This window comes from Rhodococcus indonesiensis (assembly GCF_047782815.1).
Lineage (GTDB): Bacteria > Actinomycetota > Actinomycetes > Mycobacteriales > Mycobacteriaceae > Rhodococcus > Rhodococcus indonesiensis.
This window is the reverse complement of sequence record NZ_CP180630.1, coordinates 2,075,775-2,098,658: the sequence shown is the minus strand read 5'-3', so window position 1 is coordinate 2,098,658 and position 22,884 is coordinate 2,075,775. Positions and strand designations below refer to the sequence as shown.

16 protein-coding genes are annotated in these 22,884 nt (G+C 67.4%); 8 read left to right on the top strand and 8 right to left on the bottom strand.

Annotated features, from left to right (window positions below):
* Positions 1 to 87: 87 nt before the first annotated feature.
* From ACM26Y_RS09815 to ACM26Y_RS09790, 6 genes are all read right to left on the bottom strand, one after another.
* A complete protein-coding gene (locus ACM26Y_RS09815) occupies positions 88 to 498 on the bottom strand; it encodes an acyl-CoA thioesterase (RefSeq protein WP_003937118.1) in 411 nt (136 codons plus the stop codon).
* A complete protein-coding gene (gene ettA, locus ACM26Y_RS09810) occupies positions 491 to 2,164 on the bottom strand; it encodes an energy-dependent translational throttle protein EttA (protein ID WP_003937117.1) in 1,674 nt (557 codons plus the stop codon). The genes ACM26Y_RS09815 and ettA overlap by 8 nt, the downstream gene beginning before the upstream one ends.
* Before the next feature lie 80 nt (positions 2,165 to 2,244).
* Positions 2,245 to 3,381: a lipase family protein gene (locus ACM26Y_RS09805; protein WP_416063335.1), complete on the bottom strand. Its 1,137-nt coding sequence runs from the start codon at positions 3,379 to 3,381 to the stop codon at positions 2,245 to 2,247.
* 78 nt (positions 3,382 to 3,459) lie between these two features.
* Positions 3,460 to 4,542 (bottom strand): lipase family protein, encoded by a 1,083-nt coding sequence (locus tag ACM26Y_RS09800; protein ID WP_416063334.1) that lies wholly within the window; start codon positions 4,540 to 4,542, stop codon positions 3,460 to 3,462.
* A 169-nt stretch (positions 4,543 to 4,711) separates the two neighbouring features.
* On the bottom strand, positions 4,712 to 5,602 hold the full coding sequence (locus tag ACM26Y_RS09795; protein ID WP_416063333.1) for an SRPBCC family protein: 891 nt from the start codon (positions 5,600 to 5,602) through the stop codon (positions 4,712 to 4,714).
* A gap of 202 nt (positions 5,603 to 5,804) precedes the next feature.
* Positions 5,805 to 6,443: a ScbR family autoregulator-binding transcription factor gene (locus ACM26Y_RS09790; protein WP_416063332.1), complete on the bottom strand. Its 639-nt coding sequence runs from the start codon at positions 6,441 to 6,443 to the stop codon at positions 5,805 to 5,807.
* A gap of 985 nt (positions 6,444 to 7,428) precedes the next feature.
* On the opposite strand from ACM26Y_RS09790, the gene ACM26Y_RS09785 reads away from it, so the two are divergent.
* From ACM26Y_RS09785 to ACM26Y_RS09755, 7 genes are all read left to right on the top strand, one after another.
* Complete coding sequence (locus tag ACM26Y_RS09785; RefSeq protein WP_416063331.1) at positions 7,429 to 8,910, top strand: hypothetical protein; 1,482 nt, start codon at positions 7,429 to 7,431, stop codon at positions 8,908 to 8,910.
* Between the two features lie 823 nt (positions 8,911 to 9,733).
* Positions 9,734 to 10,261: a hypothetical protein gene (locus ACM26Y_RS09780; RefSeq protein WP_152442234.1), complete on the top strand. Its 528-nt coding sequence runs from the start codon at positions 9,734 to 9,736 to the stop codon at positions 10,259 to 10,261.
* A 1,123-nt stretch (positions 10,262 to 11,384) separates the two neighbouring features.
* Complete coding sequence (locus ACM26Y_RS09775) at positions 11,385 to 11,495, top strand: lariatin family lasso peptide (protein ID WP_103079657.1); 111 nt, start codon at positions 11,385 to 11,387, stop codon at positions 11,493 to 11,495.
* Positions 11,496 to 11,511: 16 nt separating this feature from the next.
* Positions 11,512 to 13,383, top strand: a complete 1,872-nt coding sequence (locus tag ACM26Y_RS09770; protein WP_416063330.1) for an asparagine synthase-related protein — start codon at positions 11,512 to 11,514, stop codon at positions 13,381 to 13,383.
* 20 nt (positions 13,384 to 13,403) lie between these two features.
* The gene (locus ACM26Y_RS09765) at positions 13,404 to 13,640 is read left to right on the top strand and encodes a PqqD family peptide modification chaperone (RefSeq protein WP_416063329.1); all 237 of its coding nucleotides are present in this window, start codon (positions 13,404 to 13,406) and stop codon (positions 13,638 to 13,640) included.
* On the top strand, positions 13,627 to 14,115 hold the full coding sequence (locus ACM26Y_RS09760; protein ID WP_051446098.1) for a lasso peptide biosynthesis B2 protein: 489 nt from the start codon (positions 13,627 to 13,629) through the stop codon (positions 14,113 to 14,115). Before ACM26Y_RS09765 ends, ACM26Y_RS09760 begins: the two co-directional genes overlap by 14 nt.
* Complete coding sequence (locus ACM26Y_RS09755; RefSeq protein WP_416063328.1) at positions 14,112 to 15,908, top strand: ABC transporter ATP-binding protein; 1,797 nt, start codon at positions 14,112 to 14,114, stop codon at positions 15,906 to 15,908. Before ACM26Y_RS09760 ends, ACM26Y_RS09755 begins: the two co-directional genes overlap by 4 nt.
* A 2,816-nt stretch (positions 15,909 to 18,724) precedes the next feature.
* On the opposite strand, the gene ACM26Y_RS09750 is transcribed toward ACM26Y_RS09755, so the two are convergent.
* Entirely contained in the window at positions 18,725 to 19,852 is a 1,128-nt protein-coding gene (locus ACM26Y_RS09750; protein WP_416063327.1) for an alpha/beta hydrolase family protein, read from the bottom strand.
* Positions 19,853 to 19,965: 113 nt separating this feature from the next.
* Between ACM26Y_RS09750 and ACM26Y_RS09745 the strand changes: the two genes are divergently transcribed.
* Positions 19,966 to 20,823, top strand: coding sequence for a tryptophan-rich sensory protein (locus ACM26Y_RS09745; protein WP_416063326.1), 858 nt, complete (start codon positions 19,966 to 19,968; stop codon positions 20,821 to 20,823).
* Here the strand turns inward: ACM26Y_RS09745 and ACM26Y_RS09740 are convergent.
* Positions 20,820 to 22,853 (bottom strand): cytochrome c oxidase assembly protein, encoded by a 2,034-nt coding sequence (locus tag ACM26Y_RS09740; RefSeq protein ID WP_416063325.1) that lies wholly within the window; start codon positions 22,851 to 22,853, stop codon positions 20,820 to 20,822. The genes ACM26Y_RS09745 and ACM26Y_RS09740 overlap by 4 nt on opposite strands.
* Positions 22,854 to 22,884 lie beyond the last annotated feature (31 nt).

The window sequence follows — 22,884 nt, the reverse complement described above, 5'->3', positions numbered from 1 at the left end:
TGCCGGAAACCGGCAGCGCCGCGGACAGGCTCTGGTGCGAGCCTATCCGCGGCGCCGGGTGTGAGGGGGGAATCCCGCGCCGGGTGGTCAGGCGACCGGCGCGGCGACGTACTCCTCGAGAACCGCCCGCTCGTCGGCGGACAGCGGCCGGGCGGTCTCGGTGTGCGGGTCGAACCCGACGAGCACCGCGTCCCCGGAGCCGCAGGGATTGCCCTGCACGTCGGTGATCACGTGCCGCAGGGTGTACGAGCTGTTGCCTACGTGCAGTACCGAGATGGCGACGGTGATCGGACCGGAGTCGTCCTTGAGCGGACGCAGGAACTCCACGTCCATCTTCCGCACCACCACGGCGCCGCGCGCGAACGGGCCGCTCTGCAGGAACTTGATCCGGGCTTCCTGCATGTACTCCACGAACTTCGTGTTGTTGACGTGCCCGAGGCGATCGGAGTCGGCCCAGCGCACCTCCAGCGTGCAGGTGAAGGTCTTCCGCTCAGTCACGAGTGAGCTTCCGGTGGGTGACGCGGTGCGGACGCGCCGCCTCCGCCCCGAGCCGCTCGACCTTGTTGGCCTCGTACGACTCGAAGTTGCCCTCGAACCAGAACCACTTGCCCTCCTCGACGTTGCCTTCCCACGCGAGGATGTGGGTGCAGGTGCGGTCGAGGAACCAGCGGTCGTGGGAGATCACGACGGCACAGCCGGGGAACTTCTGCAGCGCGTTCTCGAGCGAGCTCAGGGTTTCGACGTCGAGGTCGTTGGTCGGCTCGTCGAGCAGGATCAGGTTGCCGCCCTCCTTGAGGGTCAGTGCCAGGTTCAGGCGGTTGCGCTCGCCACCGGAGAGCACCTCGGCCTTCTTCTGCTGATCCGGGCCCTTGAAGCCGAATGCGCTGACGTACGCGCGTGAGGGCATCTCGTTCTGGCCGACCTCGATGTAGTCGAGCCCGTCGGACACGACCTGCCACACCGTCTTGTTCGGGTCGATGTTCGCCCGGGACTGGTCGACGTAGCTCAGCTTGACGGTCTCGCCGACCCTCACGGTGCCGGAGTCCGGCTTCTCGAGGCCGACGATGGTCTTGAACAGGGTGGTCTTGCCGACGCCGTTGGGGCCGATCACGCCGACGATGCCGTTGCGCGGCAGCGTGAAGGACAGGTCCTTGATCAGCACGCGGCCTTCGAACCCCTTGTCGAGGTGGTCGACCTCGACCACGACGTCGCCCAGGCGCGGCGGCGTCGGGATCTGGATCTCCTCGAAGTCGAGCTTGCGGAACTTCTCGGCCTCGGCGGCCATCTCCTCGTAGCGGGCCAGGCGGGCCTTGTTCTTGGTCTGGCGGGCCTTGGCGCCGGACCGGACCCACTCGAGCTCCTCGCGCAGGCGCTTCTGCAGCTTCTGGTCCTTCTTGCCCTGCACCTCGAGGCGCTCGGCCTTCTTCTCCAGGTAGGTGGAGTAGTTGCCCTCGTACGGGTGCAGCTTGCCGCGGTCGACCTCACAGATCCACTGCGCGACGTGGTCGAGGAAGTACCGGTCGTGGGTGACGGCGAGGACAGCACCGGGGTAGCTCGCGAGGAACTGCTCGAGCCACAGCACCGACTCGGCGTCGAGGTGGTTGGTGGGCTCGTCGAGCAGCAACAGGTCGGGCTTGCTCAGCAGCAGCTTGCACAGGGCGACGCGGCGGCGCTCACCGCCCGACAGGTGGGTGACCGGCTCGTCCGGCGGCGGGCAGCGCAGGGCGTCCATCGCCTGCTCGAGCTGCGAGTCGATGTCCCAGGCGTTGGCGTGGTCGAGTTCCTCCTGGAGCTTGCCCATCTCCTCCATGAGCTCGTCGGAGTAGTCGGTCGCCATCAGCTCGGCGATCTCGTTGAACCGGTCGAGCTTGACCTTGATCTCGCCGAGACCCTCCTCCACGTTGCCGCGGACGGTCTTGTCCTCGTTGAGCGGCGGTTCCTGCAGGAGGATGCCGACGGAGGCTTCGGGATCGAGGAAAGCCTCCCCGTTGCTGGGCTGGTCCAGCCCGGCCATGATCTTGAGGATGGACGACTTGCCCGCGCCGTTCGGTCCGACCACACCGATCTTGGCACCCGGGTAGAAGCTCATGGTGACGTCGTCGAGAATGACCTTGTCACCGTGCGCCTTGCGCACCTTCTTCATCGTGTAAATGAACTCCGCCATAGGTCCAGCGTATCGGGCCGACCCGCGGACACCACATCCCGGACGACCGGCCCGGTCCGGTGAGACCGGAAGCGGACCGGCTACGAGGCGAACAGCCGCGCCACGAACGGGGTGGTGTCGGGCAGGGAACGGGTCATGGTCGTGTTGTGCCCGGCGACGTACACCCGGTAGTCGAGGTCGGCGCCCGCCGCCAGCAGGTCGGCGGCGAGCCCGGCCGACAACGGCGCGGGGACCATCGTGTCGTGGATGCCCTGGGCGAGGAACATCGGGCGGTCGTACCCGCTGGTCGGGACGCCCAGGTAGTCGGCGAACACGGCGGGGAAACGGCCCTCGGACAGCGGCCGCGCCGCCAGATCGCCGACCCGGACGTCGCCGGCGAGCGCGTCGAGCTCGTTGTAGCAGAGTCGTTCGGCCGCATCGACGAACTCCCGCCCGGTAGGGGTCAGGTAGCTGTTCACGTCCAGGTCGGGATGGGCGGCGCGGAGTCCGGCGAAGATGTAGGAGCTGAACGCGACCAGACCTTCGAAACCCGGGTCGGGGAATCCGGGCCCGCCGAACGGGAACAGCCGCTCGAGGTTGGACGGCGCCCCGGTAGTGACCGTGCCGCGGAAGTCGAGTTCCGGCGCCCGCGAGGGGGCCCGGTGTGCGGTGTGCAGCGCCGCGTGCCCGCCCTGCGACTGACCGACGACGACCCACCGCGGCGACAGCGACGGCTCGGCGGCACGGCCCGCCCGCACGATGTCGACGACGCTGTCGGCGGCGCTCTGGCCGTCGAGGTAGGTGTGGACGCCGTCGGTGCCCAGTCCCGGGTAGTCGGCCGCCACGACGGCGTACCCCTGGGCGAGCCAGTGTTCGAGGTACGGCCGCTCGACGTCGGCGCGCGGATTCCGCGACGGCGCGCAGTCGTCGCCGATGCCGACGGTGCCGTGGGCGTAGGAGATCACCGGGCGGCCGCCCTCCGGAGCGGGGCCCGGAGGCAGGAACAGCACCCCGGTGCCCACGGCCGGCGCGCCGGAGCGCCACTCGGTGCGGTACGTGAGCCGCTGGGCGACCGCTGCGCCGGGCACCGACAGTTCGGGCGGCAACGGCTCGACCGAGACGATCGTGCCGGGGTCTGCGGCTGCGGGTTCGGCCCCGGCGACGGACGGGGTGAGCCCGCCCGCCAGCACCGCACCGACCGCACACAGCGCCCACCGCCACCGCCTGGTCCGGCCCATGAAATCCTCCGCTCGTCCGACGCGCGTGCCGGTCGTCGGCAGGCACCACCTCGCACGTCGGTCGCCGACCGTCCGGCGTTACCGGACGAATCGGGCGGCGACGAACCTCGTGGTGTCGGGGAGGGCCTCGAAGAGGGTGGCGAAGTGGTCGGCCGGATAGGTGCGGTAGTCGACGTCGGCGCCGCCGGCCCACAGGTCGGCGACGAGCTTGACCGACAAGGGTGCGGGCACCATCCGGTCGTCCAGGCCCTGGCCCAGGAACAGGGGCCGGTCGTAACCGTGGGCCGGGACGCCGAGGTAGTCCGCGAGCGCGGCCCGCATCCGGTCGTCACCCAGCGGCCGGGACAGCAGCTGCCCGACAGCCACACCGGCGGCGCGGTCCTCGAGCTCGCTGTAGCAGAGGCGCTCGGCGGCGTCGACGAGTTCGCGGCCGACGGGCGTGAGGTAACTGTCGACCCCGAGGTCGGGTCGTGCCGCCCGCAGCCCGGCCATGATGTAGGCACTGAACGGGACGAGGCCGTCCAGCCCGAGGTCGGGGAAGCCGGGCACGCCGAACGGGAACAGTAGTTCGAGGTTGGACGGCGCCCCGGTGGCGACGGCGCCGCGGAAGTCGAGCTCCGGTGCTCGCGACGTGGCCCGGTGCGCGGTGTGCAGTGCCGCGTGCCCGCCCTGCGACTGCCCGACGACGACCCAGCGCGGCGACAGGGACGGCTCGACTGTGCGCGCCGCCCGCACGACGTCGATCACGCTGTTCGCAGCCGTGGGCCCGTCGAGATACGTGTGCAGGCCGTCGGTGCCGAGTCCGGGGTAGTCGGCGGCCACCACGGCGTAGCCCTGCGACAGCCAGTGCGCGAGATACCGCTGCTCCCGGTCGACGCGGGGGTTGCGCGACGGGGCACAGTCGTCGCCGAGACCGACGGTGCCGTGGGCCCACGACACCACCGGCCGGCCGCCCTCGGGTGCCGGGCCCGGCGGCAGGAACAGCACCCCGGTGTCGACGGCGGCGGCACCGGAGCGCCACTGGGTGCGGTAGGTGAACCGCTCGGCGACCGCAGCGCCCGGCACGGACAGCTCGGGTGGCAGCGGTTCCACCGACATCACCGCCCCGGGCGCCGGTTCGGCGATCGCGACGGGCGGGCACAGCCCGGCCGGGAACAACACGGCCGACGAGGCGCAGACCGCCCACAGTGCCCGGCGTACCCCGCTCTCGCGACGGAGTCGGCTCGTCCCCCGATCTCCTCGGGTCTCCTCGCGACGAGGACGCGCACTCGGGGATGGCGTGCCGGCCCCTGTGAGGGTGTGACTCGGCACCCGGCGCGTCCGGCTCGGGTCAGCCCGCACGCTCGATCCGGGTCTTCAGGTGGGCCAGCATCTGCTGCATGCTGCTCTCGGTCCATTTCGGGAGATGATCCCCGAGGGGGACGTCGGCGACGAGGACGGCGACGTGCGAGGTCCCTTCCAGCTTCACCTCGGTGCCGCCGTCCGCGGGCGCGAACGTGAACGTCCACAGGAACTCGATGCCCGCCCCGGGCGTCGACCGGACGACGATGCGTTCGTCGGGGACGACCTCGACGTACTCGACGTGACCCTCGAAGTGCAGGCCCAGGAGTCCTCCGAACCACTGGGCGCTCGACCCGACACCGTCCGGGGTCGAGTGGACCTCCCGGACCGCCATGTTCGGGTGAGTGGACCACAGCTTCCCGATGTCGCGCGCGAACCCGAACACCTTCTCGACGGGGGCATCGATCGTGATGCTCTGCGCCGCACGCGCGCTCGGCGGCGCGGCCGGAGTCCTGGCACCCTCGACCCGTGCCTTCACGGTGGCGAGCATCCGTTCGATGTCACCCCCGCTCAACTTGAACATCAACTCCTCGACGGGCACCCCGACGACCGGCACGTCGAGTGTCCATTCGCAGTCCAAGGTCAGGCTCGTCGCGCCGTCCTGCGGCGCGAACGTGAAGGTCCAGACCGGTCCCATGCTGGATCGGGCCACGATGCGCTCGCCGGGGACGACCTCGGTGTACTCCACGCGCCCTTTCAGGTGCAGGCCCAGCAGCTTCTCGAACCACTCGGCACTCGTCCCGACCCCGTCCGGGGTGAGGTCGACGTCCCTCACCGCGCAGTCGGGAAAGCAGACCCACAACTTCCCGACGTCCTTCGCGAACTCGAACACCTCCGCCACGGGCGCCTCGATCGTGGTGGCGCGGCTCATCTTCGCCATCGGTCCGATCCCTTCCGTCCTGACTCTCCCCGAACTACGGCCCCCGGATCACACGTTTCGCACGCTACGCTCCGCCGGCCATCGGGAACGTGGGATCGGCCGGTCAGGGTTTCTCGAGGTCACCGCTCTACGGGCCCAGGCTGCCTACGTCGCGGCTGTGCTGTTCGACGATCGTTGCCGTGGACTGCGCCGATGGACTGGTTCAGGCGACGGGGATCGGGCGTGCCCAGCGGGCGCGGCGCACCGCGTCACGCCGGCCGGGGTCGGCGACGAGCGTGGGCAGCAACAGCGCCCACAGCTCGTCGATCCGCCGCGGCAGGTCGCGGCGGTCGGTGAGCAACCCGGACAGCTGTTGGAGACCGGTGAACGCCCCGATCACGAACCGGGCCACCGCATCCAGGTCCAGACCAGCGTGAAGATCGCCGTCAGCGGCGGCGCGGTCGAGCAGCGCCCGGCAGGCGCCGATCCAGTCCCGGTACGGGTGGACGGGGACGTGGTCGAGTTCGGTGGACAGGCGTAGCCCGGCCCGCACCAGCGCGCTCTCCTGTAGTTGCTCGCCGAGGGCGTGGCTGAGCATGACGATCTGCTCGAGCGGTGGGGCGTCGGTGGCGGTGACCCGTTGGACGAGGGCGATCGAGCGGTGGTGCTGTTCGTCGATGATCGCCGCTACGAGGTCGTCCTTGGAGCGGAAGTGGTAGTACAGCGCGCCCTTGTTCGAGCCGGCCGCGGCGACGATCTCGCCCGTGCTGACCCCGTGATACCCGGCGGCGGCGAACAACTCGGCCGCGACGGTGACGAAGTGGAACCGGGTGACCCGGCCCCGGTGCTGCTTGGTCCCCACCACCCCTCCTTCCCGCCCGCCTCGCGGCGCCGTTCCCTCCGGATCCCGGTAGCGGCCCCCACGTCCGACCGCCCGGACAGCCTACGGGCAGCGGGGAAACGCACCTTGCGCCGCCGTCTCCGCCGAGACCCCCGAGCGCCCGGTCCGTCCGCCCCGCGCGGACGGACCGGGACAGCGTCGGCGCCGAGGTCGGTGCCGACCGGCGTCCTCGGGGGTCAGGGACTCGCGCCGGTACCGGCTCTGGAGCACGCTTCCGTCACCGCACCAGGCCGGCTGGGCCGGCGCGGCAGGACGGTCACACGCCGCCCGGGCGCCGTGCTGACCGCGGTGTTCGTCGCCGGGCACGTGTGCGGGCGCTCGACGTCGAGTGCGGAAGGCGGCCGCGCAAGCACACCACCTAGCACTGTCGGCGAGGTGAGCACCCGGCTCGGCGTCTGATCCGGCCCGCCGAGCGGCCAGCGGGCAGGGACTATTCGAGCCTTGGGGGGGAGCGCCGAAATGTCGGAATCGACCGCCCTTCTATGAAAATACCGGGCGGATGGTTTCCGTGATGGAAGTGTTACCGGATACGAGTGTGGTTGGTGGGAGACCCCGTTAGGTTTCCGGCAGCGATGGCGCCACCGCTGACCTTGTTCATGCGAAAGACGGTAGGTCTCGAATGGAATCGCTCCGTCGCCGTGCCCTGCGCCCGCCCCGACGCCGATGGGCCGCCCGCTGCGTGCTCGCCGGCACGACCGCCCTGCTGGTCGCCACCGGCCCCACCGCGGTGCTGGCCCAACCCACCACTCCCGCCGCCCCGACCACCCCGACCCAGTCGGCCCCGGCAAGCACGACGCAGTCGGGCCCGGCAAGCACCCCGGACCGCGCACCGGCCGCCGCACCCGAGGCCGCCGCGGATCCGTGCGCAGCCCCTACCACCACACCCGCGGCCACGACCACCACGACGCCGGCGACGGACCCGCCGTGCGAGACCACGCCACCGGCCGTGCCCGACTGGACCACCCTCACCCCGGCCACCGAGGCGTTGCCCGCGCAGGTCCCTGACACACCGCGCCCGGACACCTCCCGCACCGACGCGGGCCCTGCACCCGCACAGGCCCCTGCCCCGGCGCAGGCGCCGCCGGCGGAGACGGTGGCGCCGCTGCCGGCCGAGCTGCGGCCGGCCCCGCCGGCCGCCGACCAGCCGGTGCCGCCGGACGATCCGGCCCGCTCGTCCAAGACCGCCGAACCGGACCCGGACTGGCACCCCACCGACAACCCCAAATCCACGCTGGTGCCCGGGCAGATGCGCTCGGACCGCGAAGAGGTCCCGGCCCCGTTCACCAAGGAGGACGCCGACAAGGCCGAGATCGCCGAGGCACGCCTGAGGTCCTCCCGCAGCCTGACCGCTTCGAGCTGCCAGGTCTACTGGCCCTCGTGGTTCGAGGTGTGCGGGGCGATCCGGGACAAGTACAACAGCCTCGGTGGGCCGGCGAGTTTCCTGTCGTACCCCACCAGCGGGAACATCCTCAACCCCGGCGGCACCGGCGAACGCGTCACCTTCGCCAACGGCCCCATCTACTGGTCCGCCGCCTCCGGCGCACACCCGGTGGTCAACAGCTTCCTCCACCGGTGGGGCGTCCACGGCTACGAAGCCGGCTGGCTGAAGTACCCCACCACCGATGAGGTTGTTCTCCCTGATGGCGGCCGCCGCCAGGAATTCCAGGACGGCGCAATCTACGTCGCCTTCCAGAACGCCATCGGCTCCGCCATCCGCAACGGACCGCTCCGCGACAAGTACAACTCGGTCGGTGGCTTGGCGCCGGGGGGCACTCTCCTCGGCTATCCCATCCAGGACCAGATCGGCCTGCCCGACGGGCAAGGTCAGATGGACCGCTTCGAACGCGGCGTCATCTACTGGCACCCGAGTCATGGGGCGCATCCGGTTACCGGACCGATCCTGGAAGCCTGGTCGGCGACAGGGTACGAGTCCGGTAGCTACGGCTATCCGACCGGTGATGAATTCCCATTCAACGGCGGGGTGCGACAAGACTTCCAAGGAGGCGCGATCGAGTGGAATCCGAACTGGAGTATCGATCTCCTGGAAGGGATCCCCAGCGCCCCCGATGCACGCCGCCAGCAAGCAGTTCCGGACAGCATTTCGTGCCAGATGAACCCGTACAAGTCCGGGGCGGCGGAACCGATCGTTCCCGGTGGACCGCTGTGGGTGACCATCGTCGCTGAGGTTGGATGCTCGTATCCCCCCGACGTCTGGATAGCGACCCTTACGCTGTGGGAATACGACGGATCCACCTACCGAGAGGTGAATCAGACAGTCGACAACACGCCCCCCGACTACTACGACGAGTACGCAGTAGCAGCGCCGTGCAAACCGCTCCACCAGTACCATGTGGAGTTCGAGGCGCAAGGTTTTCATGGAAACTGGGACTCGGAGGTCGTCAACAGCGATGCCCAGATCTACTGTTGACGAGCGCACGTGATCTGGACGAAAGCACACGCAGCCGGACGTGGTATCAGCGACAATTCCCACGTCCGGCTGTGAACCCGGAATGGTCGATAGTTCTTGTGCACCGGTTGCGTTTGTTCACCAGTTAAAGCAGGGAAATAATCGCGGCCTGAAGTACCTCCGCTGTAGGAATCTCCAGATAAGTTGTTACCGGATCCAGCCCAATTGCAGGCCACGCAGCAACCAGCGGTAGCTCTGTCGTATGAGGGAGATCACTGATCTCGTACAAGTACTCGCGCCGGTAACTATTCGGTTTCTGGTGGAATCCCTCGGTACTGCGATACAAGACCGGCTGTAGGCGCGAATCCTCCAGAGCGCGCAATTGCATCATTTCCCGACGGAGTTCGCCGCGGTACGGCTGTCCGGTTTCGGCATCGATCTCTGCCGGGGCCGTAAACTGGCTCCTCATTGCGTCGGCTTGAGGACCGGCAGCGACCGCCACAACGGCGAGGTCCAGTCCTGACGAATACGCGACAATCGAGCGAAGCCCAACAAGGATCCCCGGTGCTCTGGCCAGGATGCGAGGTCCGTGGGCGAGAGCTCCAATCTCGGCGGTATCCGGCGGGAGGTACCGCTGCGACCAGGCCATAACCGAGCATGACACATGCGGTCGTCCGGCGAGCCAGTACCGGTCAAGCTCTTCGCACCTGAGCCGGCTCGGTTCCGCCACGCCGCGGCAGCACGACTTGATGGACATGCGCAGTCTCGATGTCTCCTGGCCGCGAACTCGTTTCCTGCTTGACCTCGATATCGCCCCGGGCAACAGCGTTCTAAGGTGAATCGTGTGAGCGACAGTTGGGAAGACCATCCGGCCGTTGCGAGTGCTCTTGCAGTGGTCCGCAACCGTACGGACGACGTCGAGGTGAGCTGGGAACCGTACCTGCTCGTGGTCCGAGACACCATTGCTGCTGTGGGAGTTCGAAACTCCGAGTCACGGTCGGTTGCATTGGTGAACCACGTCGACGGGCGCTGGTGCACTCCTCCGCTCGTGACAACGGTCATGCTGCCGTTGCAGGCTCCGGCGCGGACCTTCCGCCCTTCCTTCATCCAGCGCTTGAGCGTCAAACAAGCTGGATCGCCTTCTGCGGACGGTCGCCCGCCCGAGGTCGCGTGGACGGTTCTCGCAGGATTCCTCGCAGCCGATGTGCGCAGCGGCGTGACGCAAAGCTCCATCGACGAATACGAGGCGGATGTCGCTGACGACGGGTTCATCCTTGCGGTGCTGCGAGCGCGTTGGCGCGAAAAACTCGCAATGATAGCCATCATGAACGATGGACGCCATATCCCCTGCATTCATCCCAGCCTCCGGTAGTGCCAGGATTGGCCCGTATTACTTGGGCAGGAGCCAAGTCGAGTCATACAGCAACGTCACTCCAACGAGCTGCAAACCATCACCTTGCGGCTAATGCGGCAGTGGTGTCAGAAGACAATCCATATATTCACAACTACGGCCTTCACGCGGGTCCTCACGCTGGAAGGAGAAAAATTCAGAACGACAAGACGAGAATCTTCGCGCACGTCCATTGTCCAATGCAGTACAAGAATCCGGGGAAGCATTGGTCCGCGCCCCTCAAATTCTTCCTTCGCCGCTACTTCTTAAAAATTTCGCCAGGCGATTTTGATCATCGAGCGCAACTCCGGAAGCAATGCGAACGTGAGAGGCGCGGCTTGGCGCAGTATTCCGAATAGGTACGGCGAAACAGGAGAATGTGGGGGTGAGGCTCAAGGACTGGAACAGCATCACGAAGGAGTTCGGAGCGCACTCTCGACCTGTCGTGCGCGCCGGGGTGGCTGCGAGCACGCCCTTCGTTGACCGATTCGCGCATCCGGCCGTAGGTGCTCGCCGCTTCGGGTACCCCACCCCTCATCCCGGTACCTCGTCGACTGCACTGGCAGCAGACGCGGTGGCCGGGGTTGGACATTGAAGTGCCACCTGCTCGCGACGATGGCACACCTCTTGCGCTGCAACTGACCTTCGCTCGGGGTGTGCTGTTTGACGATCCCCAAACAGCACATCCCGCTCCCGCCCGGCACCCGCCCCGATCGCCGACCTGTCTCGACGCCCCGATGCAGCCTTCGTACACGACCAAACAGGAGAACCCTTCGTGTACGGCGTCGCCGCGACCGTCGCCGACGCCGACCGGATCCGCCTCGAGGTGGTATCCGGTGGAGTGGCCGCATTGCCCACCTGCAGGAACGTCGTCGATCCGACGTGCTGCGAGGTGGCTCTGGCCCCCGGCTCCGGGGAGCGCTGCACCGCAGCGCCCTGCCGAGCGGGACCCCTGTCCGATGTGAAAAGCCCATATACCACATAACATTTCAGTTTCACAGTATGTCATTCGCGCTGTAGTCCTCTTCCGCCTTAATAGCATTCCAGTCGACCGGTTTTCATGGACGTCCGCCCTCGACATGTCGATTTCGGAAGGGAGGGAACCATGAACAAGAAGGAGTACACAGCTCCCACGCTGCTCAGCCGCGGGGCCTTTTCCCAGATCACCTCTGGGGGAGGGATCTGGTGGGTCGAGTGGGTAGGTAAGTTCAACTGACTCACGCGAGGTGCTCATGGACAGCGACGTCGACTCGTTCGTGCTCATCCGAGGCGACCATCAGCCGGCCGTGGTCCGTGAGCACCTCGCTCAGGCACGAATGTTCGACTTGTCGGCCGGCAACGACCCCGTTCGCCTTTACGTGCAGGCGAGCCACCTGCGGCTCAGTGCAGGGATGATGCGCGGCAACACCCTCGTCGTGATAGGCCCAGCGCCGGTCCCGGAGCGTGTCTTGACCGATGTCTTGGCCACGGCGCCGTCGTTGTTACACCTCGATGCACACCTCGGCCAACTCGCCGGGCCGTACTGGCTTGTTGCCTCCATCAACGGCCGGATCCGGGTACAGGGATCTGCGTCCGGGCTGCACCGGGTCTTCTATGCAGATGTGGCGGGCGCGACGATGGTTTCCAGCCGAGCCCGCCTGCTTGCGAGCATCGGCGAGTTTCCGGTCGATCGGATCTCGTTGGCGATGCGCCTGCTCGAGCCGCTGCAGCATCCTCTCGCGGAACTGTGTTGCTGGGAGAACATCACAGCCGTCCCTCCTCACAGTTTCCTCCAGCTCGGCGGACCGGATCCGGCACGCCTGCACCGATGGTGGACCCCGCCCTTCCCCGACCAAGACCTCGCGGCCGGCGCCGAACTCGTCACCTCGGCGACTCTCGAGACTGTCGGTGACCACCTCTCCGGAAGATCACGGGCAACCTGCGAGATCTCCGGCGGACTCGATTCCTCGACCCTCACCGCCACACTCCAGATCCACAAGCATCGCGAGGAGCTGCCCTTCGAGCTGCACGGGATCACCGCGGTCAGCAGAGACGAATTCAACTCCGATGCGCAGTGGGCCCGGGAGCTGACCACCAGGTTGCCGCTCGACAGTCACACTTTCCTCCAGCCGGACCAACTGCCTTGGGAATACGACGAACTCGACGACGCCTCCCGCTATCCGCTCGACGAGCCGAGCATCGCGATCGGCAGCCACAGTCGGCTCAATGCCGTCACCGACCTGGCACGCGCTGTCGGGACGGAAGTGCACTTCACCGGATACGGCGGGGACCAGCTCTTCCTGGCCCACCCTGCCCTCAGTCGTGACCTGCTCGTCACACACCCCCTCACAGCCCTCAGACGCCTTCGCGCATACCGGTCGATGTATCGCTGGCGCGGGTCCGACCTGGCGCGCCAGCTGATTGCGCCCGGCTCCTACCGGAGCTGGCTGCACCGGACCTATCTGTCGTCGGCCCCGAGGGATCCCCATGCGGCGATGCTGTCCTGGGGTGGGCAAGCTGTCGTTCCACACTGGCTGAGCGCCGAGGTCACCGACGCGATCGCAGCGCGCATCCGCGTGATGAGCGAACTGCACCCTCTCGCCCCTTCCCCCGGCCGACACCAGGAACTCGGCGCGATCTACGAGATTTCTCGGGTGGTGCGCGGTGTCGCTGACATCGCTCACTTCCGTGGCGGCATCGGCGTCGTCGCGCCCTTCCTCGACGAGCGCGTCATCAACGCTGCACTCTCGGTGCGAATCGACCACCGTCTGGATCCGTACCGATACAAACCACTTCTGCTCGAGGCCTTCAAGGAATTCTTGCCGGACAGCCTCCAGCGCCGCACCACGAAAGGTGCACACAACGCCGACAAGGCCCAAGCGCTTCTGCGCAACGCCTCGGCGATCCGCACGTATTTCGCGGATTCGAAACTGGTCGAGGCCGGCCTCATCGACCCTCACCGCCTGTATCCCCTGCTCCGGCAACCCGACACGCCACTGTTCGACAACAACGATCTCGCCATGACCGTCGCGTGCGAGGCCTGGCTCCGATCCGTCGACAACCGCAGCTCGTCCCCGACCCGCCCAGGACACAGCTCATCGGAACGGAGGCACAAGACCGGATGAAACTTCGGAACTCGGTATCGATGACCCGCACCGACTACGGAGCCGTCCTGCTCGACCAGAAGAACGGCTCCTACTTCCAAGTCAACGAGATCGGCGCCGACATGATCACTGCGCTGCTCGACACGAACGATCCCGACCGTGCCGTCCGCGCACCGCACGATCGCTACGACGTGCCGCTGGATGCTCTTCGCACGGACCTGCTTTCCTATCTGCAGCAGCTGGCCCAGAGCGGACTGATCGACGATGACCTTCGATAAGGACCGCCCCGTCCTGTCCGACGTGGCCCTGCACCCCACCGAGACCGGGCTCGAACTCCCGTGGCGGTCCAAAGTCAAGGTCGGCGCCAGTGTGCTCGTCGCCAAGCAGCTGGCGCGACTGACCCCCTGGACACTGCACCGGGTCCTGACCTTCCTGGCGCGACGAGCGCGACCGGCGCGCTACGACGAAGCCGAACGCGCCGTCCTGGCAGTGGTACAGCACGACCCCACCTGTGCGGGCCGGTTCGGTTGCCTTCCCCGCTCGATCGCTGCGTGCCTGTTGCTGCGGACGGACGGCTCGTGGCCGATCTGGTGCACAGGCATCCCCGCCGCTCCACCCTTCCGTGCCCATGCCTGGCTCGAAACCGAGGGACGTCTGGTCGCCGAGCTGGGCCAGCCCAGCTCGTATCGCACCCTCATGACCGTGCCACCCCCGGCCACCCCACCCAGCGATCTCGGCCAGGAGTCCTCGTGACGCTCACCCGCTACACCCAACTACTGTCCTACCTCGGCCGATGGCGCGGACGCATGGTCGTGGCCACGGCGGTCACGCTGTTAGCGACGGTGCTCGGGCTGGCACAACCCCTGCTGGCGGGACACATCGTCGACAGCATCTCCACGTCCTCCCCGATCCTCGCTCCCTCCCTGCTGCTCGTCACGGTCTTTCTCCTGCAAAGCGCCACCGAGTCCGCGGGACGTTACCTGCTCGAACGCGTCGGGGAACAGCTCGTGCTCGCGCTTCGGGAGCGCTTTGCCCGCCAGGTGCTGGCGTTGCGGATCGAACACGTCCACGCCACCCGCGTCGGCGACCTGCTCTCTCAGGTCACCACCGACCTGGCGTTGCTGAGCCAGGTGCCGAAGAACCTGATCGAGGTCGCCACCGGCGGGTTGGCTGTCGGTGTCGCGGCAGCAGTGATGTGCTATCTCGACCCTCTGCTGTTCACGGTCGCACTCGTGATCACCACGATCGCCTTCGGTGGGGCCAGCCTGGCGTTGTCCCGAATCCAGCAGGCCGCCGCCGACAAACAGTCCGCCGTGGGGTCGCTGGCCGCCAACCTCGAACGCTGCATCTCGGCAATCCGCACGATCCGCATCTTCGGCGCCGAACGCCGGGAAGAAGCGGCCATCGTCGTCGCCGCCCACACCGCGTACGACGCCGGTATCCGGTCGGCGGCGCTGACCGCGCTGGCCACCCCCGTCATCCGCCTGTCCACATCGGGATCGTTCCTGCTGATCCTGCTGATCGGCAGCATCCGCGTGGCCAACGGATCCCTCGAACTGGGCACCTTGGTGACCCTGTTCCTGTTCACCATGTACGCGCTGTTTCCCCTGTCGAACGTGTTCCAGGGAGTGATCTCGCTGCGGATCGCCCTAGGCTCGTTCGATCGCGTCCATACGACGCTCTCGCTCGCCACCGAAGACCAACCCGTGCCGCCCGCCGCATCCGCTGCTGCACCACCGCCACCGCGGCCGCTTACCCCTGTTCTCGAATTCGACCACGTCTCCTTCGCCTACAGCGATCGCCGAATCCTCGAGGAGGTGTCCTTCACCCTCGACCACCGCACCACCTTGGCCATCGTCGGTGCTTCCGGCGCAGGGAAGACCACCATCCTCTCCCTGATCGGCAAGTTCTACCCGCCGGCAACCGGATCGATCCGCCTCAACGGATGCGAGTATTCCGCGCTGAGCCCCGCGGACGTCCGATCGGCGCTGACGATCGTCGAACAGGACGCTCCCGTCCTGCACGGCACCATCAAAGACAACCTGCTTCTCGCTCGCCCGGACGCCACCGACGACGAACTGTGGTCAGCACTCGAAGCAACGAACCTGTCTCTGCTCGTCTCCCGACTTCCCGGCGGGCTCGACGCTCCGGTCGGCGACCGCGGCAGCACCTTGTCCGGCGGAGAACGCCAACGACTGGCCCTGGCTCGGGCTATCCTGTCCGGCCGTCCCCTCGCACTCCTCGACGAACCGACATCCAACCTCGACATCCGAAACGAAAAGCTGCTCCTCGAGGCGCTGGACGAGCTCCGGGAGCACACCAGCGTGATCATCGTCGCCCACCGGCTTGCCACCGTACGCAGCGCCGACATGATCATCGTCCTCGCGGACGGAAAAATCGCCGCCTGCGGACAACACACCGATCTGATGAGCACCTCCCCGCATTACCAATCCCTGGTCGAAAGCGGCCTCGGTGGGTCGCAACCTCACCTACCAGACCCCCGACCACTGGCTGAGATCGACGGCACCACCGAAATGCACCGGTAAGCGGGGCAACGAGGGCAGAAAAAGTCCGTGGCACCATCGCCGAGATCGGACCCGCCCCCTTCCTGCAGCGGGGTTGCCGCACTGTCGCCGATCCCTCGTGCTCGCTTCGGCCGGGGCGCTCGCTGCCCCGACCGTCGCCCGGCATGTCCCGACCCGCTTGTGCGCTTGCGCATGATGCAGTAGGTCGACCCCGACGACACCGCCCGGCCGAAGCCGTCCCGCCAGGGGCGGGTACACCGACAGGAGAGCATGCGATGAGCGTCGACCAGCAACTGCACCGCGCCGCATTCGACCTGGCCCGCGCCGGCCACAGCTGGCGCGAGGATCCGTGATATCGAGGATTAATCCGGACGGAACATTTGACTACAAGACTCTGTGGTACTGAGAGGACTCGATCAATAATGAGAAAAATTTTGGTCGCCGCGGCTGGGCTTCTACTAATTCCGTTCGGATTCATCGTAAGTCCAGGGTACGCGTTAGCGGATCAGGCGAGTTGTACAGGAACCCCACAAAACCCGGTATTCCCCAACTATGCCAGCGATGAGGTGCTCGATACGATCGTTAACAGTAGGACAGGAAGTCAACCAATTCCTATCCGCCGCGGGTGGTACTGCGTTCCGGCCGGTTCTCAGGACGAGCTGAACGATGGAAAAGGTTTCGGACTCGACAAAGTGCAGAACCGTCATTGGATCGGTCGTCCGCAAGTTGGATGGCACCAGGAGGAAGCCGTACTCGCCGTAAAGGCGGTGTGAATTCATCCAACGTCAACCAAGTCTCCAGTCCGTGGGGAGGAAGCGGATGGAACTACCATGCATGGTCAGCATTCGGGGAGGGATGCGCATACGACGCCCCCGATGCGAGCTGCGACCGAGCTGAGCAACTCCATGTCGTGGGGGTATCGACTACCGGCGGAGCGGACTACGACCCACAAGGTGGGATGCCAGCCGGAACTCCCCTCGGCCTTCAGACGGTCTACTGCGACTACAATGACAATGGCCAGGAAGACGACGCAGGACTCCGTTGTGCTGAATGGGTCACGGCGGCGTTGCTCGACATCGCGTACGACGAGGGGCTCGCCGACTGATGGGGCGTGGCTTGGACTGCAATTCGAATCCGTTCGTATGACACGTGGGGGTGCGGCACGCATGCAGACGCACCCCCACGTGCGTGGAGATGATTTTAATGCATGAAATCTGGCGTAATCGCACGAGTCCAATTTCTCTGGCGGAGATCGAGAATATAAAACGCCCAATCGACATCCGGCGGGTGGAATCTGGTGGTAAGCTTCTTACATTGTCCGCTCGGTGGGAAACCGTTGATGATGATGGTGGATTTGATCCCGAGAGAGGAAACCGTCTACTGCTCGTTAGTTTCTTGGGCGGTAAGATTGGGCCGATGAATGCGATCGCTATCGCACGCAAAATAATTTCCGACCTTCACCCGCCGATATATGTATATCATCCCAATGAAGGTGCGGACAGCGTGGTTCAGGTGTGTTACTTCCTTTCGCGCTCCGGGTGGGGAGTATACGCTCCGTCGAACTTCGACTGGTGGAAATTCTCGTACGGGGAGCCGAAGTTTTCAATACTGCAAATTTTGGACGGTTGTGGGGGGCTATCGACAGTGTACCGCTCGTTGGATGTTCCCTTCTATCTCCCTTACCTCGACAGCAGAGGGCGATACTGGCACGACATGATCGTTTCTCCGCCGGATGGAGATTCCGTCTTTCGGCGCGCCTTTGACGGACTCAGAGGGGGAGTATCGCGAATAAGTGCCATCAGTGCCGACATCCAACCCGTCTCGATGAGATTGTCCAGTGGGGGTCAAGTTGAATTGGTCCTGAAGCGGAAACGCAATGGTCGATGCTATTTGGTGCGCTGGCCTCTTCCTTCTCGAAGTCAAATGGATTCTGGTGGGTTTTTTCTGCCGGGCGACATAATTGATATCAGGAGTCCTGAGCAATTTGCGGCGGCTTCCATTGCGCGACTGAAAGAAATTGGAGCTGCTTCCGTCGGTTTCGGAGGAGAGGAATGTGAATGCCCCAAATAATCGTTTAGCCGTGTACTCAATCGGAAATCTCTGTGCTGTGTAGTATTAATTCACCGCAGAGTGATGAAGAACCGTTACTCACCGTGCTGATTGTCGGTGGTTGAACGATCTCCTGCGATTCAACACTTGCGGCGAGCCAACCCCCACCCGGACCACCCAGCGAGGAGGCCGGCGAGCACTCCAAGCACCGTGGGAACAACAACGAGGGCGACATACAGCCACAGCCCCGTCTCGGGTGTCTCTAGAGGCCACGAGGTGTACCTCGAAGACATCGGCACATCCGGCAAAGGCTCGTACGCACCGTCGTAGACGATGTCGATCTTGGGTTGGGAGGACCACCACCACAGGTGGATTCCGGCGGCGGCCACCCCGCACGCCAAGCCCACCACACCGAGAATCACAGTCGTTCGCATTGCTGACGCCGTTCCTTCGCTGTCGGTCACGCACTCCAGTCAATCAGCTCTTGGAGCAGTCCTGTTTGACGATCCGCATACAGCACACCGGCACCTCCTCAGCATCCGATCGCGTCCTGGAGAATCCGGTCGCGAACCGTCCTGGTTGGCCGTCCTGCACGTCAGTCTCGTACAGCTGGCGTGAACAGCACTTTCGTCGCCTTCTGGACTGAGTCCTGATCGGCTACGCCCGACGCTGGACCTCAGGGCGCAGCGCACAGCCCTCGATCGCCTCGGCCCCGCCGACGACCACAGTCTTCGCGTCGACCTGCAGCAGCCTCGACGGTCACCGGGCCCCGCACCGAGCAGCCGGCTCTACCCGCCGAACAGGGTCGCCGCTAACGGCGTGGTGGCCGGCAGTGCGTCGAACATGGTCTCGGAATGCCCGTTGGGGTAGGTGCGGTAGTCGACGTTCGTACCCCCGGACCACAGGTCGGCGACGAGCTTGAACGACAGCGGCGCCGGCACGACCTGATCGCGCAATCCCTGGCCGAGGAACAGCGGCCGGTCGTAGCCACGGGTGGGCACTCCCATGTAGTCGGCGAGGGCCGCGCGCATGCGGTCGTCGCTGAGCGGGCGAGCGAGGATCTCCCCCACTCCGATGCCGTCGACGCGGTCGCTGAGTTCGGCGTAGCAGAGCCGCTCCGCGTCGTCGACGACGTCCCGCCCGACCGGGGTGAGGTAGCTGTTCACGTCCACGTCGGGCCGTGCGACTCGCAGACCGGCCAGGACGTAGGACAGGAACACGGTGGTTCCGTCGAGGCCCAGGTCCGGAAAGCCGGGACCGCCGAACGGGAACAGCGTCTCGAGGTTCGACGGCGCGCCGGTGGCGATCATGCCGCGGAAGTCGAGTTCGGGGGCCCGCGACGTCGCCAGGAGCGCGGTGTGCAGCGCCGCGTGGCCGCCCTGCGACTGGCCGATCACGATCCAGCGGTTCGACAGCGACGGCTCGGCGGTGCGGGCGGCCCGGACGACGTCGACGACGCTGTTCGCGGCGCTCGGCCCGTCGAGGTAGGTGTGCAGCCCGTCGCTGCCCAAGCCGGGATAGTCGGAGGCGACCACGGCGTAGCCCCGGGACAGCCAGTGCCCGAGGTACGTCCGGTCGCGGTCGGTGCGCGGGTTGCGCGACGGGGCGCACTCGTCGCCGACGCCGACGGTGCCGTGGGCCCACGACACGACCGGCCAGCCACCGTCGGGCGCCTGACCCGGGGGCAGGTACAGGACACCCGAGGCGGTCGTCGAAGCACCCGATCGCCACTGGGTGCGGAAGGTCAGTCGCTCGGCCGTGGCCGCTCCCGGCACCGACAGCTCACCGGGCAGTGACTCGACCGCGACCACCGTGCCGGGCCCGGGCTGCGCGCCGGCCGTCGCGGGCACGACCAGCCCGGCAGCCACGGCCCCGATGCATGCGAGTGCCCGCAGCCGCCACCCGGTTCCCCTCATCGCGTCCTCCCGTCGTCGGTGCAGGCGCTCGAACCTACAGGCGCTCAAACCTAGCAGCGCCGCCCTGGCAGACGGGACGTTTCGGACACGGTGGCGCCGGGCATCTTCCGGAGATGACGACTTTCCCGGCGAGCTCGACGCGACCTCAAGCCACCTCCTTCGACCGGCTCTGCGTCGCAGGCGTCGCCGTGTCGGCGATCGCCGCGGTCGCTCTGTCCTTCCTCGGTTCCGGGGCTGTGGTGGGCACACCGATCTCCGAGGTGGCCGACGGGGCGCTGTCGGCCGATACGACGGCGGTGGCGCCGGGCGGTCCGGCGTTCGCGATCTGGTCGGTGATCTACGCGGGTCTCCTGGCGCTGGCGGTGTGGCAGGCGCTGCCGGCGCACCACGCCGATCCCCGCCAGCGGGCGCTCGGCTGGTGGATCGCCGCGTCGATGCTGCTCAACGCCGCGTGGATCCTGGTCGTGCAGCTCGAACTGCTCGCGCTCAGCGTCGCGGTCATCGTCGCGCTGCTGGCCGTGCTGGTCCGGATCTTCCTCGGCCTGACCCGCACCGCGCCCTCGTCCCGCGTGGAAGCCGTCGTCGTGGACGGCACGATGTTCCTGTACCTGGGCTGGGTCGCGGTGGCCACCGTCGCGAACACGGCGGCGGCGCTGCGCGCCGCGGACGTCGACCCGTTCTCGCTGGGCGCCGACATCTGGGCGGTGATCGTCCTGGTCGCGGTCGCCGCGGTGTCGGTGCTCCTGGCCGTCGCCGGGCACGGGCGGCTCGCCGTCGCCGGGGCAATGGCGTGGGGCCTGGTGTGGATCGCGGTGGCCCGCAGCGGCGACACCGGATTCACCTCCACCCCGGCCGCCGTCACGGCAGGCGCCGCGGCGGGCGTGGCGGTGCTGTCCGCGGTGATCGTGCGGCTGCGCACGGAGGCCGCGCGGCGGCAGCGCACCGAGGCCGCGCGGCGGCGGCGCACCTAGCGGCCCTCGTGGTCCCGGCGGGCCAACTCGGCGAACATCGCGTTGTGGGCGGCGAGATCGGCGTCGTCGTCGCGTTCGGCGGCGCGGTCCACCCGTCGCGCGGTGCGCTCGTCGCTGCGCGACCACTGCACCAGCAGCGCCAGCATGACCAGCACCAGCGGGATCTCCCCTGCCGACCAGGCGATGCTGCCCCCCACCTTCTGGTCGGCGAACAGGTCGCTGTTCCAGGCCAGGCCGAGCCCGCGGTAGTAGGACTCGGCCATCACCGTGCCCATGCTCATCAACGTCACGCCGAAGAACGCGTGGAACGGCAGGGAGCCGAACACCATCGCCAGCTTCGTCACCGGCGTCACGTCCCGCGGCGACGGGTCCACGCCGATCACGACCCAGTAGAACAGGTAGCCGCTGATCAGGAAGTGCAGGTTCATCAGCACGTGCGCGGCGTGGCTGTCGGCGTTGGCCTCGAAGATCCCGCCCAGGTACAGCGCGTAGAAGCCGCCGACGAACATCACCGACGCCACGACCGGATGGGTGAAGAACCGCGACGGCGGGCTGTGCAGAAACGCCAGCAGCCACTCCCGCGGACCGGGGTAGCCGTCGCGGCCCGCCGGGGTGAAGGACCGCAACGCCAGGGTCATCGCCCCGCCGAGGGCGAGCAGCACGGGCGCCAGCATCGACATCGCCATGTGGGCGCCCATGTGCACGCTGAACATCGCCGGCGAGTACATGCCCACGCCCGACGACGTGGCGACGAACAGCACGAAGCAGCCGGAGAACCAGGCGATGGACCGGCCGACGGGCCAGCTGTCGCCGCGCCGGCGCAGCGTCCACAGCCCGATCGCATAGGCCACCGCGAGGACGAGGGCGGCCGTGCCGAAGATCAGGTCGAAGCGCCACGCCCCGAAGAAGAGGGTGCCGAGCGTCGGGGGGCCGTCCAGGTTGTAGCCGAGCTCCACCTCGAGCAGCGACGGCACCGTCGCCGGCGGGGGCGGCGGGGTGCGGCCCAGCCCCACGGCCAGGCCGACCGTGGCGGCGAGGATGACGGCCTCGACGGCCGCGAACCGGACGAGCGCGCCCCGATCGTCGGGATTCGCCTCCAGCGCGGGCAGCGCGCGGCGCCGCTGCATCCACCCGAGGACACCCAGGACGATCAGTGCCAGCGCCTTGGCCACGATCAGCCGGCCGTAGGTGCTGGTGAGCAACTCGTCCGCGGGCAACCGCACCGCGGCGTTGACGACGCCGCTCAGGGCCATCACCGCGAACGCCAGCCCGGCGACGAACGAGAACCGGCGGGCCGCGAGGTCGGTGTGCGCGCCGCGGCGCCACCCGTGGGCGAGCAGGGCGAACAGGCCGCCCGCCCACACCGACGCCGCGACCAGGTGCAGCACGAGACTGTTGGTGGCCATGTCGTGCGACCCGCCCGACGACGAGTGCCCGGTCAGGGCCAGCGGCATCAGGGTCACCAGCGACAGCAGCAGCAGGTACGGCACCCACGACCAGCGCACCGCGGCGCGGATCAGCACCGCCAGGATCAGGGCGAGCGCCGCCGTCCACGCCCATGCGAGCGCGGTGTCGACCTGCCCGATCGCGCCCCACAGGTTCTCCGGCTTCAGGGCCTCGGCCAGCGGTTGCCCGGAGGTGTCGGACAGGGTCAGCGGCACCAGCACCGCCGAGCACAACGCCCAGATCAGGGCGGCGGTGCCCGCGGTGCGCACGGCTCGGTAGCCGCCCACGTCCAGCACCCCGGTGCGCTGCGGCGGCACCAGGAACGCGGCGAAGAACAACGATCCGACCGCGGCGACGGCCGCGATCTCCGCGATCGCCCGCACCGCGGGCAGTCCGTAGGTGGTGAGCGGTCCCGGGTCCGGGATGCCCAGCAGCACCAGTGCCTGCGCGGCGGACAGGCCGACCACGATCGGCGCGACGACCGCGGCGACGAGCCCGAGGAGGACGTACAGTGCCGACGTGTTGCGCCGCCCGGCCGGCGGTGAGGAGGTCGGCGCGGCCGACGCGAGCTCGGGTGATGCCATACCTACCAGGGTAGGACCTCGGCGAGCGCCG

Coding starts and splice junctions, on each gene's coding strand:
- ACM26Y_RS09805 (WP_416063335.1), bottom strand. CDS start 3,381: ATGGGCCGGACCAGGCGGTGGCGGTGGGCGCTGTGTGCGGTCGGTGCG.
- ACM26Y_RS09745 (WP_416063326.1), top strand. CDS start 19,966: ATGACGACTTTCCCGGCGAGCTCGACGCGACCTCAAGCCACCTCCTTC.
- ACM26Y_RS09765 (WP_416063329.1), top strand. CDS start 13,404: ATGACCCGCACCGACTACGGAGCCGTCCTGCTCGACCAGAAGAACGGC.
- ACM26Y_RS09760 (WP_051446098.1), top strand. CDS start 13,627: ATGACCTTCGATAAGGACCGCCCCGTCCTGTCCGACGTGGCCCTGCAC.
- ACM26Y_RS09750 (WP_416063327.1), bottom strand. CDS start 19,852: ATGAGGGGAACCGGGTGGCGGCTGCGGGCACTCGCATGCATCGGGGCC.
- ACM26Y_RS09770 (WP_416063330.1), top strand. CDS start 11,512: ATGGACAGCGACGTCGACTCGTTCGTGCTCATCCGAGGCGACCATCAG.
- ACM26Y_RS09795 (WP_416063333.1), bottom strand. CDS start 5,602: ATGGCGAAGATGAGCCGCGCCACCACGATCGAGGCGCCCGTGGCGGAG.
- ettA (WP_003937117.1), bottom strand. CDS start 2,164: ATGGCGGAGTTCATTTACACGATGAAGAAGGTGCGCAAGGCGCACGGT.
- ACM26Y_RS09740 (WP_416063325.1), bottom strand. CDS start 22,853: ATGGCATCACCCGAGCTCGCGTCGGCCGCGCCGACCTCCTCACCGCCG.
- ACM26Y_RS09775 (WP_103079657.1), top strand. CDS start 11,385: ATGAACAAGAAGGAGTACACAGCTCCCACGCTGCTCAGCCGCGGGGCC.